Source organism: Acinetobacter sp. AND/436 (assembly GCF_049546925.1).
Lineage (GTDB): Bacteria > Pseudomonadota > Gammaproteobacteria > Pseudomonadales > Moraxellaceae > Acinetobacter > Acinetobacter indicus.
Window position 1 is genome coordinate 102,762 of the sequence record NZ_JBMXBO010000003.1, and the last position, 14,979, is coordinate 117,740.

The 14,979-nt window shown below is 47.3% G+C and carries 14 protein-coding genes; 2 read left to right on the forward strand and 12 right to left on the reverse strand.

Translation table 11 applies throughout. The features are described from left to right. Positions 1 to 2: 2 nt before the first annotated feature. The 8 genes from msbA to ACPEPR_RS03670 form a co-directional block, all read right to left on the reverse strand. A complete protein-coding gene (gene msbA / locus ACPEPR_RS03635) occupies positions 3 to 1,727 on the reverse strand; it encodes a lipid A export permease/ATP-binding protein MsbA (RefSeq protein WP_075166780.1) in 1,725 nt (574 codons plus the stop codon). Continuing rightward, positions 1,727 to 2,149 (reverse strand): ExbD/TolR family protein, encoded by a 423-nt coding sequence (locus ACPEPR_RS03640; RefSeq protein ID WP_005177483.1) that lies wholly within the window; start codon positions 2,147 to 2,149, stop codon positions 1,727 to 1,729. Before ACPEPR_RS03640 ends, msbA begins: the two co-directional genes overlap by 1 nt. A gap of 8 nt (positions 2,150 to 2,157) precedes the next feature. Further along, positions 2,158 to 2,790, reverse strand: a complete 633-nt coding sequence (locus ACPEPR_RS03645; RefSeq protein WP_005177480.1) for a MotA/TolQ/ExbB proton channel family protein — start codon at positions 2,788 to 2,790, stop codon at positions 2,158 to 2,160. Positions 2,791 to 2,821: 31 nt separating this feature from the next. After that, the gene (locus ACPEPR_RS03650; protein WP_005177477.1) at positions 2,822 to 3,709 is read right to left on the reverse strand and encodes a ParB/RepB/Spo0J family partition protein; all 888 of its coding nucleotides are present in this window, start codon (positions 3,707 to 3,709) and stop codon (positions 2,822 to 2,824) included. Continuing rightward, positions 3,706 to 4,488: a ParA family protein gene (locus tag ACPEPR_RS03655; RefSeq protein WP_005177476.1), complete on the reverse strand. Its 783-nt coding sequence runs from the start codon at positions 4,486 to 4,488 to the stop codon at positions 3,706 to 3,708. Before ACPEPR_RS03655 ends, ACPEPR_RS03650 begins: the two co-directional genes overlap by 4 nt. Positions 4,489 to 4,512: 24 nt before the next feature. Next, positions 4,513 to 5,145, reverse strand: a complete 633-nt coding sequence (rsmG, locus tag ACPEPR_RS03660) for a 16S rRNA (guanine(527)-N(7))-methyltransferase RsmG (protein WP_016658229.1) — start codon at positions 5,143 to 5,145, stop codon at positions 4,513 to 4,515. An 86-nt stretch (positions 5,146 to 5,231) separates the two neighbouring features. After that, entirely contained in the window at positions 5,232 to 5,921 is a 690-nt protein-coding gene (gene murU / locus ACPEPR_RS03665) for an N-acetylmuramate alpha-1-phosphate uridylyltransferase MurU (RefSeq protein ID WP_423561934.1), read from the reverse strand. Further along, the gene (locus ACPEPR_RS03670) at positions 5,921 to 6,934 is read right to left on the reverse strand and encodes an aminoglycoside phosphotransferase family protein (protein WP_005177470.1); all 1,014 of its coding nucleotides are present in this window, start codon (positions 6,932 to 6,934) and stop codon (positions 5,921 to 5,923) included. Before ACPEPR_RS03670 ends, murU begins: the two co-directional genes overlap by 1 nt. A gap of 120 nt (positions 6,935 to 7,054) precedes the next feature. Here ACPEPR_RS03670 and ACPEPR_RS03675 point away from each other — a divergent pair, with 120 nt between their 5' ends. Together ACPEPR_RS03675 and ACPEPR_RS03680 are read left to right on the forward strand one after the other, a co-directional pair. Beyond that, positions 7,055 to 9,520: an LPS-assembly protein LptD gene (locus ACPEPR_RS03675; RefSeq protein WP_423561935.1), complete on the forward strand. Its 2,466-nt coding sequence runs from the start codon at positions 7,055 to 7,057 to the stop codon at positions 9,518 to 9,520. After that, positions 9,520 to 10,818 carry a peptidylprolyl isomerase gene (locus ACPEPR_RS03680; RefSeq protein ID WP_423561936.1) on the forward strand — a complete coding sequence of 433 codons (1,299 nt, stop codon included), beginning with the start codon at positions 9,520 to 9,522 and terminating at the stop codon, positions 10,816 to 10,818. Before ACPEPR_RS03675 ends, ACPEPR_RS03680 begins: the two co-directional genes overlap by 1 nt. A gap of 132 nt (positions 10,819 to 10,950) precedes the next feature. Here the strand turns inward: ACPEPR_RS03680 and hfq are convergent, their stop codons facing one another. The 4 genes from hfq to tsaE all read right to left on the reverse strand — a co-directional run bounded on the left by hfq (position 10,951) and on the right by tsaE (position 14,967). Then, entirely contained in the window at positions 10,951 to 11,472 is a 522-nt protein-coding gene (gene hfq / locus ACPEPR_RS03685; RefSeq protein ID WP_168407102.1) for an RNA chaperone Hfq, read from the reverse strand. Between the two features lie 92 nt (positions 11,473 to 11,564). Further along, the gene (gene miaA, locus ACPEPR_RS03690) at positions 11,565 to 12,509 is read right to left on the reverse strand and encodes a tRNA (adenosine(37)-N6)-dimethylallyltransferase MiaA (protein ID WP_005177459.1); all 945 of its coding nucleotides are present in this window, start codon (positions 12,507 to 12,509) and stop codon (positions 11,565 to 11,567) included. Positions 12,510 to 12,515: 6 nt separating this feature from the next. Then, complete coding sequence (mutL, locus tag ACPEPR_RS03695; protein WP_423561937.1) at positions 12,516 to 14,498, reverse strand: DNA mismatch repair endonuclease MutL; 1,983 nt, start codon at positions 14,496 to 14,498, stop codon at positions 12,516 to 12,518. Beyond that, the gene (gene tsaE, locus ACPEPR_RS03700) at positions 14,488 to 14,967 is read right to left on the reverse strand and encodes a tRNA (adenosine(37)-N6)-threonylcarbamoyltransferase complex ATPase subunit type 1 TsaE (protein WP_075166770.1); all 480 of its coding nucleotides are present in this window, start codon (positions 14,965 to 14,967) and stop codon (positions 14,488 to 14,490) included. The genes mutL and tsaE overlap by 11 nt, the downstream gene beginning before the upstream one ends. Positions 14,968 to 14,979 lie beyond the last annotated feature (12 nt).

Here is a 14,979-nt window from a genome sequence, read left to right on the forward strand (position 1 = left end):
GATTATTCCTCGAAATTGCGCTGATGCAACTGATAATAAGCACCCTGCTGGTTTAACAGTTCCTGATGGGTACCCTGTTCAATAATACGCCCTTGATCCATCACAACAATACGGTCGGCATTTTCAATGGTAGATAAACGGTGTGCAATGACAATGGTGGTACGATTCTGCATCGCTGCATCAAAGGCACGTTGAATAAAGTATTCAGATTCATTGTCTAATGCACTGGTCGCCTCATCCAAAATCAGGATCGGCGCATTTTTCAAAATGGCACGGGCAATCGCGATACGCTGACGCTGACCACCGGACAGGTTTAAACCCTGCGCACCGAGTGGTGTGTCATAACCTTGTGGTAAGGCCATAATAAAATCATGCGCATACGCCGCTTTGGCCGCCGCGATGATCTCTTCATCCGACGCACCTTCCAGCTGACCATACGCAATATTTTCACGCACGGTACGGTTAAACAGCACCACCTGCTGATTCACCATGGCAATTTGGGTACGCAGACTATTCAGTTCAATCTCATGAATATCCAACCCATCCAGCTTGATCTGGCCTGAAGATAATTCCTGAAAACGCACCAGCAAATTAACCAGTGAGCTTTTGCCCGCCCCTGAACGTCCGACCAGTGCCACGGTTTCACCGGCTTTAACATTCAGGCTAAAGTCATGAATGGCATGATGGCCATCGGCATAGACCAGATTGGCCTGATCAAATTCAATATTGCCTTTTAAGGCTGGAGTTAAGGTACCAGTATTTTTTTCTTCCGGCATATCCAGCAGTTCAAATACTGAATGCGCCGCCGCCATACCGCGTTGCAGTTTTTCGTTGATATCGGTTAGCGCTTTAATTGGCTTGCTCAGCATCCCGGCAGCAGTAATATAGGCCACAAATTCACCAGCTGAGGTGTCACGTAAAATTTCCGGGCGCAGCGCAATCCAGATCACGATGGAGAGTGCAATCGACATGATCAACTGTACCACCGGGCTGTTTAGCTGCTGCACAGCTACCATTTTCAGGCCACGGCGCAAGTTTTCCAGTGAGTTCTGTTTAAAGCGTTCCTGCTCGTATTGATGACCGGCAAAACCTTTCACCACCAGATTGCCGTTTACAGTTTCCTGCACCACGTGGTTCACATCACCCATGGTATCCTGCACCTGAATTGACAGCTTACGCATACGCTTGGCGGCTTTCCGGATTAACAGGCCAATCAGCGGGGCAAAAATCAGGATACAGATGGTCAAACGCCAGTTGCTATAAAACAGGTAACCAAGCAAGGCGATGGTAATTAAACCCTGTTGCAGCAAGGTACGTAAAGATTCGGTGGAGGCCGCTGTCAGTTGCTCCACGTTATACATGATTTTGGCAGTAATGTGGCCACTGGTATTGTCCAGATAATACTGCGACGGTAAGCGCAGCAATTTGGCAAATACTTCCTGGCGCACATTAAACACCAGATTACGTGAAATGACCGCGGTATAGTAGCCGCCCAGAAACAGGCCGACACCACGGAAAAACATCAGCAACACCACCAGAAAAGGAAACAGGTGGGTGAAGGTGTAGTCTTTTTCCTGAATTGCCGTAATAATTTTTTCCAGCAACTTGGCCACTGAAACTTCAGTCGCCGCATTGATGGCAAAACCCACCACAACCAGAATCGCGATTCCCCAGAAAGGTTTTAAATAACCGAGTAGACGCAGGTAGACTTTATAATCCGGATTCACTAATAGCCTCGAGTTGGTACTTTCGTACTGATGTTAATGTTGACGAAACCCAGTTGTCCCGCAACATCCATGACACGAATCACATCCTGATGAGAAGCTTTCGCGTCTGCCGCAATGATAAACATTAAATCACGTCGATCATTGGAAATTTGTTTAATTGCTGTATTTAAATCAGCAACTTCCTTGCTGGAAAGCGCCTGCCCGTTGACCGAATAATGCCCGGAAGCATCGACCACCACCTCGACTTTCTGGTCATAGGCTTTCGGTGGCACCCCTTGCGCTTCCGGCAAGGTCAGGTTCATCCGGCTAAACTGGTTAAAACTGGTGGACAGTAACAGGAACACCAGAATAAACAGCAAACAGTCAATCATCGGTGTCAGGTTAATATGAATATCTTCCACTTGCGAGCGTTTGAATTTCATAGGTCACCTTAGCCTGCTTTTTTAATGTCTTCATCAACAATCTGGGTTTGATGAAACAGCGCAGCATGAAACAATGTCGCCTGCTGTTCCAGCTCGGCCACATATTCCTGTACCAGACGCTGGAAATAACGGTAAGCAAATAAAGCCGGCACTGCAATCAGCATACCCGCTGCGGTGGTAATCAGTGCTTTGGAAATCCCCGGAATCATTAAAGTCGGATTGCTTGAACTGATATCAATCATCAGGAAAGATTCAATAATCCCCAGAACGGTCCCCAATAAGCCCAGCAACGGCGCCACAGCACTTAAAGTCCCGAGGAAATTAATATTTTTTTCCAGATAGCCAATTTCCTGAGAGGCTGTCGCTTCCATCTGCGCACGCGCAAACTGTTCAGACTGGTGTTTATTTTGCGCACCAGCCATAAAGATTCGGCCCAAAGTACTGTGCTGTAAATTTTCCGATTGCTGCAACTGCTGTAACACGCCTTGCACCGGCTGTCCGGTTTGTAATTGCAAGGCTTTCGGCACCACACCGGCACGCTTAAGACGTAAAAAACGCTCAATACTGATGGCCAGCGTAAACACAGAGCACAACAGTAACGGCAGCATCAGCCAGCCGCCTGCTTTTACCAATTCCCACATTCGATTTTCCCCAATAAATCTACAATAAAAATTAATCAGCCAAGCAGATATTTAAAATACCATCTAGTTCTTCTAAGGAGTGATAGCTGATCACCAGCTTCCCCTTACCCTGCTTGTTATGATCAATTTTGACATTGGCACTGAAACGCTCTGACAGACGTTGTGTCAGTTGCTGAATATCCGGTGCCGGTTCTGCTTTTGGTTTTTCTGTTTTTGGTGCGCTCCAGTCACGCACCAGCTGTTCGGTCTGACGGACCGACAAACTCTTTTCAATCACCAGTTCAGCCACTTTCAGCTGATCTTTGGCTTTTAAGGTCAAAATGGCGCGCGCATGGCCCATATCCAGCAGCCCTTGCTGCATCAGGTCTTTAACTTCTTCAGTTAAAGTCAACAAACGCAACAGGTTACTGACCGTAGTTCGTGCCTTACCGACGGTGTCGGCAATTTCCTGATGGCTCAGACCAAACTCGTCATGGAAGCGCTGCAAGGCCATGGCCTGATCAATCGGATTCAGATCCTGACGCTGAATATTTTCAATTAAAGCCAGTGCAATCGCCACCTGATCGGTCAGGTCACGGACAATTGCCGGAACTTCGGTGAGTCCCGCCAGCTGTGCGGCACGCCAGCGACGTTCACCAGCAATAATTTCATACGGATGCTGTTCGTCATCAATCGGACGAATCACAATCGGTTGCATGACCCCGTGTTTTTCAATCGAGGCGGCAAGTTCCTGTAAGTCCTGTTCATGGATAAAACGGCGTGGCTGATATTCACCCCGTTTTAATAAATGCACATCAATCTGTTTTAGCTGACCATGATCCAAAGACTGGGCTTCAAGTTGTAATTTTTCTTTCTGGATCGACCCAAGTAAGGCATCCAAACCACGACCTTTGGCGAGTCCGCGTTTTTTTATGGTCATGCTTTACTTCCTTTTTTCACTTTGCTTTTCTTTAACATTTCAGCTGCCAGATTCAGGTAAGCAACTGCACCCTTTGAACTTTTCTCAAAATAAATTACAGGCAAACCATGCGCCGGTGCTTCGGCCAGACGCACATTACGTGGAATCACGGTGTCATACAGCTTTTTGCCAAAATACTGTTGCAGCTCTTCAGACACATCACGGGTTAATGCATTACGCGCATCGTACATGGTTCGCAGCACACCAATAATTTCCAGCTCTGGATTTAAAGCCTGCTGAATCCGGTCGATGGTCTGGGTTAAATCGGCCAGACCTTCCAGCGCATAGTATTCACATTGCATTGGAATCATCACGCCCTGTACCGCAGCCAGCGCATTCACGGTAATTAAGCTTAAGCTTGGCGCACAATCGACAATAATGTAGTCAAAACTTTTTTCAATTTCGCCCAGTGCATCACGCAGAATAAACTCGCGCCCTTCCTGCTCGGCAATAGCCAGTTCCACACCGGACAAATCACGGTTTGCACCTAAAACCTTATAACCCACTTCCGATTTGGTAATGGCCGTTTCAATTGGCACTTCGCCCAGCAACACATCGGTAATGGAATATAGAAGGTCGTTTTTTTGGATACCAGAACCCATCGTGGCATTTCCCTGTGAATCCATATCCACAAGTAAAACGCGCTTTTTCAAAACAGCTAACGATGCTGCCAAATTTACTGCGGTTGTAGTTTTACCGACACCACCTTTCTGGTTCGCAATCGCAATAATTTGTGCCATGGTAACCCCAATCCTTAGAATGAATTAAATATGTTTTAATAAAAGTAGATGACGCTGTTCGTCCAGACGTGGAACTTTTAGCTCGATAATTTCACAGCTGAACTCATCTTTCAATGCTTCAACCTCATCGGCCGGAATCAGACCTTTCATGGAAGCAATAATACTCTGTCCATGCATAAACGGTTTTGATGCCGCCACAAAATCGGTCAGAGATGCAAAGGCACGGCTGGTGATGACATCAAACTGGCCTAACTCACGGATACTGTCTTCATTTTCGACTCGGGTTTGGACCGCCACCACGTTTTGCAGTTTCAGATCGGCAATAAACTGCTTCAAGAAACGGATTTTTTTGCCATTCGAGTCCAGCAACACGCACTGACGTTCCGGCTGACATAAGGCAATGATCATGCCCGGCATACCGCCACCGGTACCAATGTCCAGCAAACGGCCGGCAGGTAAATCGTTGAGAATACTCAGGCTGTCGAGCAAATGCTTGACCAGCATTTCTTTCGGATCACGAATTGCGGTCAAGTTATACGCTTTGTTCCATAGCACCAAAGCATCTTGATATTGGAGTAATAAATTTAAAGTCTCATCGCTGAGCTCTAAACCCAAGGCCTGACTACCCTGCTTGAGTTCCTGAAAAAACGTATGCATAAACAATGAACGTCTCGAAAAAGTTAGCTGAAAGTATACCGATTTATCTGCCAAGTCACAGCAGCGAGTGCTTAGTGAATATGCACTTAAGCGTACACACCTTGCTGAATTTGTTGATCCAGTGCATTTAATCGCTCAGGAGTGCCAACATCAACCCAGACACCCTGCAATTTGCTGGCGGCAATTTTTTCATCCTGCATGGCCTGTTTCAATAACGGCGCCAATGGACGCTTGCCACCTTCCAGGCCTTGGAACATCTGCGGATCAATCACGGCAATACCGCTATAGGTCAGATTTTCACCCGATTTACCCTGATCAAAGGTATAAGCTTTTTGTTCCGATAAGGTGAAATCGCCTTGCGGATGCTGCGCCGGATTCTCCACCAGCACCAGATGCACCAGCTGTTCCTGTAGTTGTACCGACAATAATGGCGCAAAATCCATGGTGGTCCAGACATCGCCATTGACCAGAATAAAGGGCTCATTGCCGAGCAGCGGCAGCGCGTTAATAATCCCGCCTGCGGTTTCCAGACCTTCGCCTTCATGCGACCAGAGAATATTAACGCCAAACTGGCTGCCATCCCCCAAAGCCTGAGCCAGTTTTTCACCCAGCCAGGCGGTATTGATCACAATTTCGGTTACGCCAATGCGCTGCAGTTTTTCGATATGCCAAACAATCAGCGGCTTACCGCCCACTTCCAGCAAGGGTTTAGGCGTATGCAAGGTTAAAGGACGCATCCGGTTACCTAAACCGGCAGCAAGAATCATGGCTTTCATCAGGCAGCTACCTCATAACGGCCATATTTGGCTTCAAATGCCGGCATAACTTTTTCACGAATAAACTGCATAAAAGGCTGCAATTCGGCATAAGGCTGCGATTCTTCCAGTAGATACCACATCACGCGCGGCAAATCTTTTAAGTAACCCGATTTGCCATCACGCTCGAACAGGCGCACAAAAATACCCAGAATCTTGATATGACGCTGAATCGCCATCAGGTCGGCGTCTTTCTTGAACTGCTCAAAATCACGCTCCTGCTTGGCGCTTTCTGGCAACAAATCATAAAAGGTTTTAAACCAGCGATAGACACGATCTGCATTCCACTGCACATAGGCATCGCGGGTAATTGAAATCAGATCATAGGTATCGGCGCCAATTACCGCATCCTGAAAATCAATCACCCCAAGTTCGGTTTCACCTGCAATTTTCATCAGGTTCCGGCTGTGAAAATCACGATGTACAATCACTTGTGGCTGAGCCAAAGCCGCATTGGCCAGAATGGCAAAGGTACGCTTGATTAACGCGCTCTCTTCTGCGGTTGGCTGAATCTGTAATGAGGGCAACATCCAGTCGGTGAGCAGCTCCATTTCACTGATCAGTTTTTCATAGGAATAGTCCGGGAAATGGCCTTCGCCAGCAATGGACTGCAATTGGATCAGCTGCTTAAAGCTTTGTGCATAGTAGTCATCGACAGTCTGTTCATTTAACAGGGTCGAGAGCAATACATCACCAAAATCTTCCAGTAGCAAAAAGCCCTGCTGCAGATCTTTGGCGATGATATGCGGCACGCGTACACCATGCGCATCAAAAAATTCATCAATCGTCACAAAAGGACCACAATCTTCTTTTTCTGGTGGTGCATCCATCAGCATAAATGTTTTATTATTCAATTTGATTCGTGCATAACGACGGAAGCTTGCATCGCCTGCTAAAAAATGAGTTTCAAATTGATCTGAACCGAGTACAGATGTAATCCATGTTTGTATCAATTGTTCACGTTGTGTATTCATTTGCAATAAATTCTAATACAGGCTGAGTTTTTAAAGTGCTAAGTGTAGCTACTTCTGCGCTTTTTCTCTATGATGCGACAATAATTAATTGCGATTAAGCACTCTTGGTTAATGAGACAAATGAAGCATCAGTTTAAATTTAATCCTTTAGCGACTGCGATCTTGACCCTGTTATGTGGACACGCGATGAGCAGTCATGCAGAGACCACAGAGCCCGCTTCATCCATCACCAATCAACAACTCAAACAGAGCATTCAGGATGCTTATCCGGGCCAGTCGTTTTTTGAACAGTATTATGTCGATAAAACCGCGCCGGAAGCCCAGCAGCGTTTTGGCCAAGAGCTGAGTTCAGCCTATTGTCAAGGCGCCTGGGTCACGCCAATTAGCCCGGACACCGTGGCCGTTGCTGCTGAAGAAGCCACCTCGACCGTTACCGCTGATTATGGTCACTATAATCCTAATGGGGATTCGGTTTTAGAAGGCAATGTGGTAATTGACCAGCAAGGCCGCCAGATTCGTGCCGATAAAATTACCATTGACCAGACCCAGACCTATGCCAGTGCCGAAGGCCGGGTACAAATGGCGCAAGCCGGTTTACTGGCGCAAAGCGACCAGATCAATTACAACCTGAAAACCCAGCAAGGCGATTTACACAACAGCTTCTATATTGCAGAAGAACAGCACGCACATGGCATGGCGGAAAAGATTGCCCGCACTTCAACCAATACCTTGGTATTGAACAATGCCACCTATAGCACCTGCCCGCCTGAACAGGCACCGACTTGGAAAATTCAGGCCGATGAAATCAAGCTAAATCAGGAAACCGGTCGCGGTGAAACCCGTGGCACCAAACTGTATGTAAAAGATGTGCCGGTGCTGGCAGTGCCATATTTTAACTTCCCGATTGATGACCGTCGTACTACCGGTATTTTGACCCCGAGTTTTGGCTTTACCAATGATGGTGGAGTTGAACTGGCGGTACCGGTCTACCTGAACCTGGCTCCAAACTATGATGCCACCGTGACACCACGCTATATTGGTGACCGTGGCCCGATGCTGGAAGGTGAATTCCGCTATCTGACCGAGAATTTTGGTCAGGGTCAGATCTGGGGCGGCTACCTGGCCTCTGACAATAAATACAATGATGAAGATCGTAAGGATTTTCACTTTCTGCATAACTGGCAGATTAACGAGCAGTTCAATACCAATCTGGAATATAACTACGCTTCAGATAAAGACTATTTTGCTGACTTAAACAACAACCCGAACTCCAGAACCGACCTGAACTTACGCCGCGCCTGGGAACTAAATTATCGCAATGGCATTCCGGGTTTAAGAGCGCAGCTAAAAGTTGAAGATTTCCAGACGCTGGACCCAACTATTCCAGATGAAGACCGTCCGTATGCGCGTTTACCACAGTTCTTATTGAACTATAAAACCGGGAATCCTCAAGGTTTCCAGATCGAGTTTAACCACGACACGGCTTACTTCAAGAAAGATATTAACAATCTGGAAGCCAGTACCACCGACCTGAACAGCTATGAGCCAAGTGGTACCCGTATCTATAACGATTTTAAAGTACGTTATAACTACCGCAACCCATGGTCTTTTGTGATTCCAGAAGTATCACTTCGCAACGTCAACACCTTCTTTGACAAAGACACCCAAAACGCGCTGAATCAGTTTGATTCATCTAGCGAAACCAAATCGGTGACGGTACCGCAGTTTACCCTGGACGCCGGTCTGACCTTTGAAAAAGAAGGTCGCTTCCTGCAAACCATTACCCCGCGTGCCTTCTATGCCTACGCGCCGTATCAGAAGCAGGATGGCCATCCAAATTTTGATTCAGCCACTGCTTCCATTAATTATGACCAGCTGTTTAGCCCATACCGTTTCTACGGCCATGACCGCCTGGAAGACAACAACTTCCTGTCACTCGGTTTAAGCTACAGCCTGTTTGATGAAGTAGGTTTAGAGCGGATTCGTGCCAGCCTGGGTCAAAGCTTCTTCTTTGAAGATCGCCTTGTGACCCTGGAAAATACTGCAGACAGCTTTGATACCGAAAGCCGCACCGGCCCGGTAGTGAGTCTGGCCAGCCAGTTAACCGAAAACCTGAATATTGGTGCCAATGCCGCCTGGATGTCAAACGGTGACAATGCCCAGCGCGATCTGCACCTGTTCTATACCGGTGAACAAGGCAATTTATACAATGTCGGCTATATTAACCGTCGTCATATTCCAAACCGTCAGGATCATTATGATCAGGTGGTGGCCTCGTTCATTCAACCGGTCTACAACAACTGGCGTATTCTGGGTCATGCCCAATACGATTTGGACAATAGCGTCGCCCGTGAATATTTACTCGGTGTGAACTATGAATCCTGCTGCTGGGGCATCTCGGTCTACGGCCGCTCTTATTATAATGATCTGGATGATGTCTCCGATCACAACGTCAAGCCGAAACGCGCCATCATGGCCGAATTAAACCTGAAAGGCCTCGGCAGTTTCAACAATAAACTTGCATCTTTACTTGAAAACCGTATTTTAGGGTTTAATAGAACTAATCAAACTTGGACACAACGTTAATGAAGACACCACAGTTAAAACAATTTTTTAAAGCCACTGCCTTAGCTTTATGTATTTCTTCAGCTGCACCTGCTTTTGCACAAACTGTAGATCAGGTCGTGGCCGTGGTGGATAACAGTGTCATCCTACAAAGTGATTTAGCGCAAACCGCTGCTGAAATGCAGCAACAATTACAGGCACAGAACAAAACCGTGCCACCGGCTCAATATCTACAACAACAGGCCTTAGAACAACTGATCGTGCGTCAGGCACAGCTGGAACAGGTCAAACGCTATAACATCAAGCCTGATGAAAAAGCCTTAAATGAAGCGGTGATGCGTGTGGCCCAACAAAATGGCAGCAAAAGTCTGGAAGATTTCCAGCAGAAAGTCGACCGTATTGCACCGGGGACCTATGCCTCTTTACGCAACCGTATTGCTGAAGATTTGGCAATTAACCGTCTGCGTCAGCAAGTCGTGATGTCGCGAATTAAAATTAGCGATCAGGATGTCGATAACTTCCTGAAAACCCCGCAAGGTCAGGCCGCTTTAGGCAGTCAGGCGCATGTGTTGCATGTGCGCGTATCCGGTGAAAATGCACAGGCCACCGCGGAACAGGTTAAAACTGCACTGAATAACAGCAATGACCTCAATGCCATTAACAAGCAGTTCAGCACAGCTGCCACCAAAGTTGAATCGGCTGATATGGGTTTCCGCAGCCTTTCTGAAATTCCGGCTGAACTGGCTGCACGTGTAAGTGCACTTGACGTCGGTCAGACCACTGAGCTGATTGCAGTCAATGATGGTATTCATGTGCTGAAACTGGTCGATCGTAAAGCCGGTGAACAGCGCGCGCTGGTCCCACAATATCAAACCCGTCATATTCTGATTCAGCCAACAGAAGTGGTGAGCCCAGAAAATGCCAAGCACATGATTGACAGTTTGTATAACCGCCTCAAAGCCGGTGAAGATTTTGCAGTGTTGGCCGGTACTTTCTCAACCGATACCAGTTCTGCCCGTGATGGCGGTAGCCTGGGCTGGGTTAGCCCTGGAGTGATGGTGCCTGAATTTGAACAGCAAATGAAAAGCACCCCGGTAGGTGAAATCAGCCTGCCATTTCAAACCCAGTTTGGCTGGCATATTCTACAGGTGACAGATACCCGCCAGCAGGACATGACCCGCGAATACCAGGAACGTATGGCACGCCAGATTCTAGGTGAACGTCAGTTTGATACCGAACTGGACAGCTGGTTACGTGAAATTCGCAGCAATGCCTTTGTCGATATTAAAGATCCAAACCTGGACCGTAAAAATAACTAGGTCTTAAAAAATGAAAAACCAGTGCCTGCACTGGTTTTTTTAATTCTGGCTTTTCACCTCGCCATCAATAGCAATAAAAAAACCGCTGAATTCAGCGGTTTTTTATAAGAGGACTTAAGCCATTAATATTGATTAACGGTTGTTGTCATCTTCTTGAGAATCTTCAAATTTAGAGTCGTTGTCAAAACCAGAAGCTTGACCACCGAAGCCAGCGCCTTGACCACCGAAGCCACCTTGACCGCCGAAGCCGCCGCCTTGACCGCCGAAGCCGCCGCCTTGACCACCGAAGCCGCCTTGACCACCGAAGCCACCTTGACCACCGAAGCCGCCGCCTTGACCACCGAAGCCGCCTTGACCACCAAAGCCACCACCTTGTCCGCCGCCGAAGCCACCACCTTGACCACCGAAGCCACCAGCACCTTGAGCACCAGCAGGTGCACCAGCAGGACGTGGATTACGTGCAGGTACAACTGTAGAAATCGCGTGTTTGTAAACCATTTGGCTTACTGTATTTTTTAATAGCACCACATACTGGTCAAAAGATTCGATATGACCCTGTAATTTAATACCGTTTACAAGGAAAATAGAAACTGGAATACGTTCTTTACGGAGAGAATTCAAGAACGGATCTTGTAAAGTTTGACCTTTAGACATGTTATAACTCCAAAAATAATTAAAAATCAGCGCAAAAACTATCTTTATTTTTCAATTAAAATTTATAAAAAAGACAGTTCATAAATTTTGCTTTATCCGTAACAGTTTCGCAAGTCTTCTTGAGCCTGCTTTATCGTAAAATATGTTTGAATTTTATGCGATTCCTGCAACGATCTGAGCCAAGTATATTGACGTTTTGCAAGTTGTCGTGTTGCAAATAGGGCCTTATCCTCCATTTCCTGCTTTTTATTGAGACTTTTATCACTTTTCTTTAGAAATTCTAAAGCTTGTCGGTATCCAACAGAGCGCATAGAGGGTAAATTCTCATCTAAATCGTATTTTTCAATAAGCCTTTCTACTTCATTCAAAAAACCCATTGACCACATTATTTCTAATCGTTTTTCTATACGTTGATGTAATTCTACCCGATCTGGCAGCAAGGCGTGATTATGAAAAGTGTAACGATATGGTACATTTTTGGGCTGTTCTGCTTGTAGTTTGGTAATAGGTTGACCGGTTAACTTGAACACTTCCAAGGCCCGGATAATCCGTTGCTTATCGCTGACTTTAAATTTCTGTCCGGCTAAAGCATCTACCGTGCACAATTCGGCATACACCGCTTCCCAGCCTTCACGTGCAGCCTTATCTTCAATTTCAGCGCGCACCGCATAATCTGCACTTGGCAAATTACTGGACAACCCTTCCAGCAAGGCCTTGAAATACAGCATAGTTCCGCCCACCAGAATCGGGGTTTTGCCACGCGCATGCATATCATCAATTAAAGCACAGGCATCTTCTACAAACTGCGCAGCAGAATACACCTCTAAAGGGGTAATAATATCAATCAGATGATGCGGATAACGCGCCTGCTCGGCTTTGCTTGGTTTGGCGGTGCCAATGTCCATATCCTGATACACCAAAGCGGAATCGACTGAAATCAGCTCAAAATGCCCCAGTTCATAGAGTTCACACGCCAAAGCAGTTTTACCGCTTGCAGTAGGTCCCATTAAATTGATGACCGGCAATTGATTTGACATGTACCACTACTCTCCTCGAGCAAAAAGTTTATCTAATTGAGCCAATGGAAAGGCACGCCAGGTCGGGCGGCCATGATTACATTGGCTGGCAAATTCGGTTTGTTCCATCTGGCGCAGCAAGGCGTTCATTTCAGACAGGCTCAGCATACGATGCGCACGCACGGCACCATGACAGGCCATGCCAGCCAGAATCTGGTCACGTTTTTGCAGCAGTGCTTGTGCTTCATCAGCCGGGTCCAGATCATTCAGTAGTTCAGGAATCAGCGCATCAAAATTGGCCTTATGCAAAATCGCCGGCACGCCACGCACAATCACCTGCTCATCACCATATTGATCCAGATCCAGCCCTAAACGCGCCAGCTGCGGTTTCAGCTCATCAATCCGCATCGCCTGCATCCGGCTAATGCTAATCACTTTAGGAATTAGCAGCTGCTGCGAGGTCCAGAATTCCGGCTTATCCCAGGCCGATTTCATTTGCTGTAATAAAATCCGCTCATGCGCCGCGTGCATATCGACAATAATCAAGCCTTCGGTATTTTGCGCCAGAATATAAATTCCGTGTAACTGGGCAATGGCAATCCCGAGTGGATGTTCATCTACCGGAGCTGGCTGCGTATCACCTGCGGCCGACTGTGGGCTGGATAATGCAGATTCATCCAGCTCACGTAACGGTGCCAGATAGCTTTTCAGCGCATTGTTCAGCTGCTGTGAACCGGTATAGGCATTGCTATAACCGGTATTCTGGCCACTGGCCATTTTCTGGCCTTGTGGTAGTGCATAATCCACACTTTGCGGGCGGGCATCGCTAAAATCTGTCAGTAATTCTGGTGCCGCCTGATTAGATACTGGCACGATGGCTTCGGCTGCTTTATGCAGCTGGAACTGTTCCTGATAACGTGGCTGCGCCGCAAACACCGGCTCCGGGGTTTCAGTTTTCATGGCCGTGGCCAAGTCGGCACTGGCGGTTTGGAACTGTGCTAGGGTTTCTTTGCCATAATGACGCACAAACTCATGCACTTCACGCTGGTTTAAAAAGCGGATTTCATGCTTGGTTGGATGCACATTGACATCAATATTTTCAGGTTCAACTTCCAGAAACAGCAAATACGCCGCATGCTGATGACCATGCAAAATACCATCATAGGCCATGCGCAGCGCATGTGAGATGGTCTTGTCTTTAACAATCCGGCCATTTACATAGACATATTGTAAATCGGCCTGTGCCCGCGCATCGGAAGGATGGCCCAACCAGCCCGACAGACGCATGCTGATACTATCGGCATCAATCCAGTAAGCATTTTCGGTAAACTGTCGTCCCAGCAATTGCTGTACACGCTGAAAACGCAGCTCGCCGCTGTCAGCAACCGGCAGGTTCAGCTTGATGCTGTTATTATGTTCCAGCACAAAACGGATATCAAAATGCGTCAGTGCCAGACGGCGCACAATTTCTTCAATATGGCCAAATTCGGTACCCGGCTTTTTTAAAAATTTACGGCGTGCCGGCACATTAAAAAACAGATCCTGCACCCGAATATGGGTTCCTTTCGACGCAGCCACCGGCACAATCTCCTGATGATCAAAAGCCGTGCCATTCACTTCAACCTGATAGCCCACCCCTTCATCTGTCTGGCTGCTGATCAGGCTTAAACGCGATACTGCGGCAATGGACGCCAGCGCTTCACCGCGAAAACCGAGGCTGACAATGGCATGCAAGTCATCGGCAGTTTGAATTTTACTGGTGGCATGACGCATCACTGCCAAGGGCAGATCTTCAGGATGAATGCCGCGCCCATTGTCAATAATTTCAATCAGGGTACTGCCGCCCTGTTCCACCCGGATAATCAGTTCGGTCGCACCGGCATCAATCGCATTTTCTAATAATTCTTTGACCACAGAAGCCGGACGCTCAATAACTTCTCCGGCGGCAATCTGGTTGGCCAGTGCCGGATCAAGCGCGCGGATACGACGTGTACTTAAATCAGCCGACATGGGTAAAATTCTGCTCCAGAGCGTGTTGCAAAGCGGCAGAAGACGAGTTGAGAGTTGCGGTGCGGCTCAGTTCATCTTCAGACTTTAGAATATTAATAATCAGGTCCGGTGCTGGAATTTCATCCCCACCTTTTGATGGCCATTCAAATAAAAATAAGGCGTTTGCTGTATCCAGATAATCACGGATGCCCATCAGCTCCAGTTCATACGGGTCATTCAGGCGATACAGGTCAAAGTGGAAAATATCCTGACCATTGACCTGATACGGCTCCACCAGGGTATAGGTGGGACTTTTTACCGATCCCTGATGACCTAAGCTTTGTAACAGATAACGGGTCAGCGTGGTTTTCCCTGCGCCCAAATCCCCAATCAGATAAATCACCCCGCGCGGGAAATGCGCCGCCAAAACCTGAGCCAGATTTTGGGTCTCTTGTTCATTGTTCAGGTTCAGACAAAATGAATACTGCATAATACTCGCGAC

Coding starts and splice junctions, on each gene's coding strand:
- tsaE (WP_075166770.1), bottom strand. CDS start 14,967: ATGCAGTATTCATTTTGTCTGAACCTGAACAATGAACAAGAGACCCAA.
- ACPEPR_RS03650 (WP_005177477.1), bottom strand. CDS start 3,709: ATGACCATAAAAAAACGCGGACTCGCCAAAGGTCGTGGTTTGGATGCC.
- mutL (WP_423561937.1), bottom strand. CDS start 14,498: ATGTCGGCTGATTTAAGTACACGTCGTATCCGCGCGCTTGATCCGGCA.
- murU (WP_423561934.1), bottom strand. CDS start 5,921: ATGAAAGCCATGATTCTTGCTGCCGGTTTAGGTAACCGGATGCGTCCT.
- ACPEPR_RS03655 (WP_005177476.1), bottom strand. CDS start 4,488: ATGGCACAAATTATTGCGATTGCGAACCAGAAAGGTGGTGTCGGTAAA.
- ACPEPR_RS03640 (WP_005177483.1), bottom strand. CDS start 2,149: ATGAAATTCAAACGCTCGCAAGTGGAAGATATTCATATTAACCTGACA.
- ACPEPR_RS03680 (WP_423561936.1), top strand. CDS start 9,520: ATGAAGACACCACAGTTAAAACAATTTTTTAAAGCCACTGCCTTAGCT.
- ACPEPR_RS03675 (WP_423561935.1), top strand. CDS start 7,055: ATGAAGCATCAGTTTAAATTTAATCCTTTAGCGACTGCGATCTTGACC.
- ACPEPR_RS03645 (WP_005177480.1), bottom strand. CDS start 2,790: ATGTGGGAATTGGTAAAAGCAGGCGGCTGGCTGATGCTGCCGTTACTG.
- ACPEPR_RS03670 (WP_005177470.1), bottom strand. CDS start 6,934: ATGAATACACAACGTGAACAATTGATACAAACATGGATTACATCTGTA.
- hfq (WP_168407102.1), bottom strand. CDS start 11,472: ATGTCTAAAGGTCAAACTTTACAAGATCCGTTCTTGAATTCTCTCCGT.
- miaA (WP_005177459.1), bottom strand. CDS start 12,509: ATGTCAAATCAATTGCCGGTCATCAATTTAATGGGACCTACTGCAAGC.
- rsmG (WP_016658229.1), bottom strand. CDS start 5,145: ATGCATACGTTTTTTCAGGAACTCAAGCAGGGTAGTCAGGCCTTGGGT.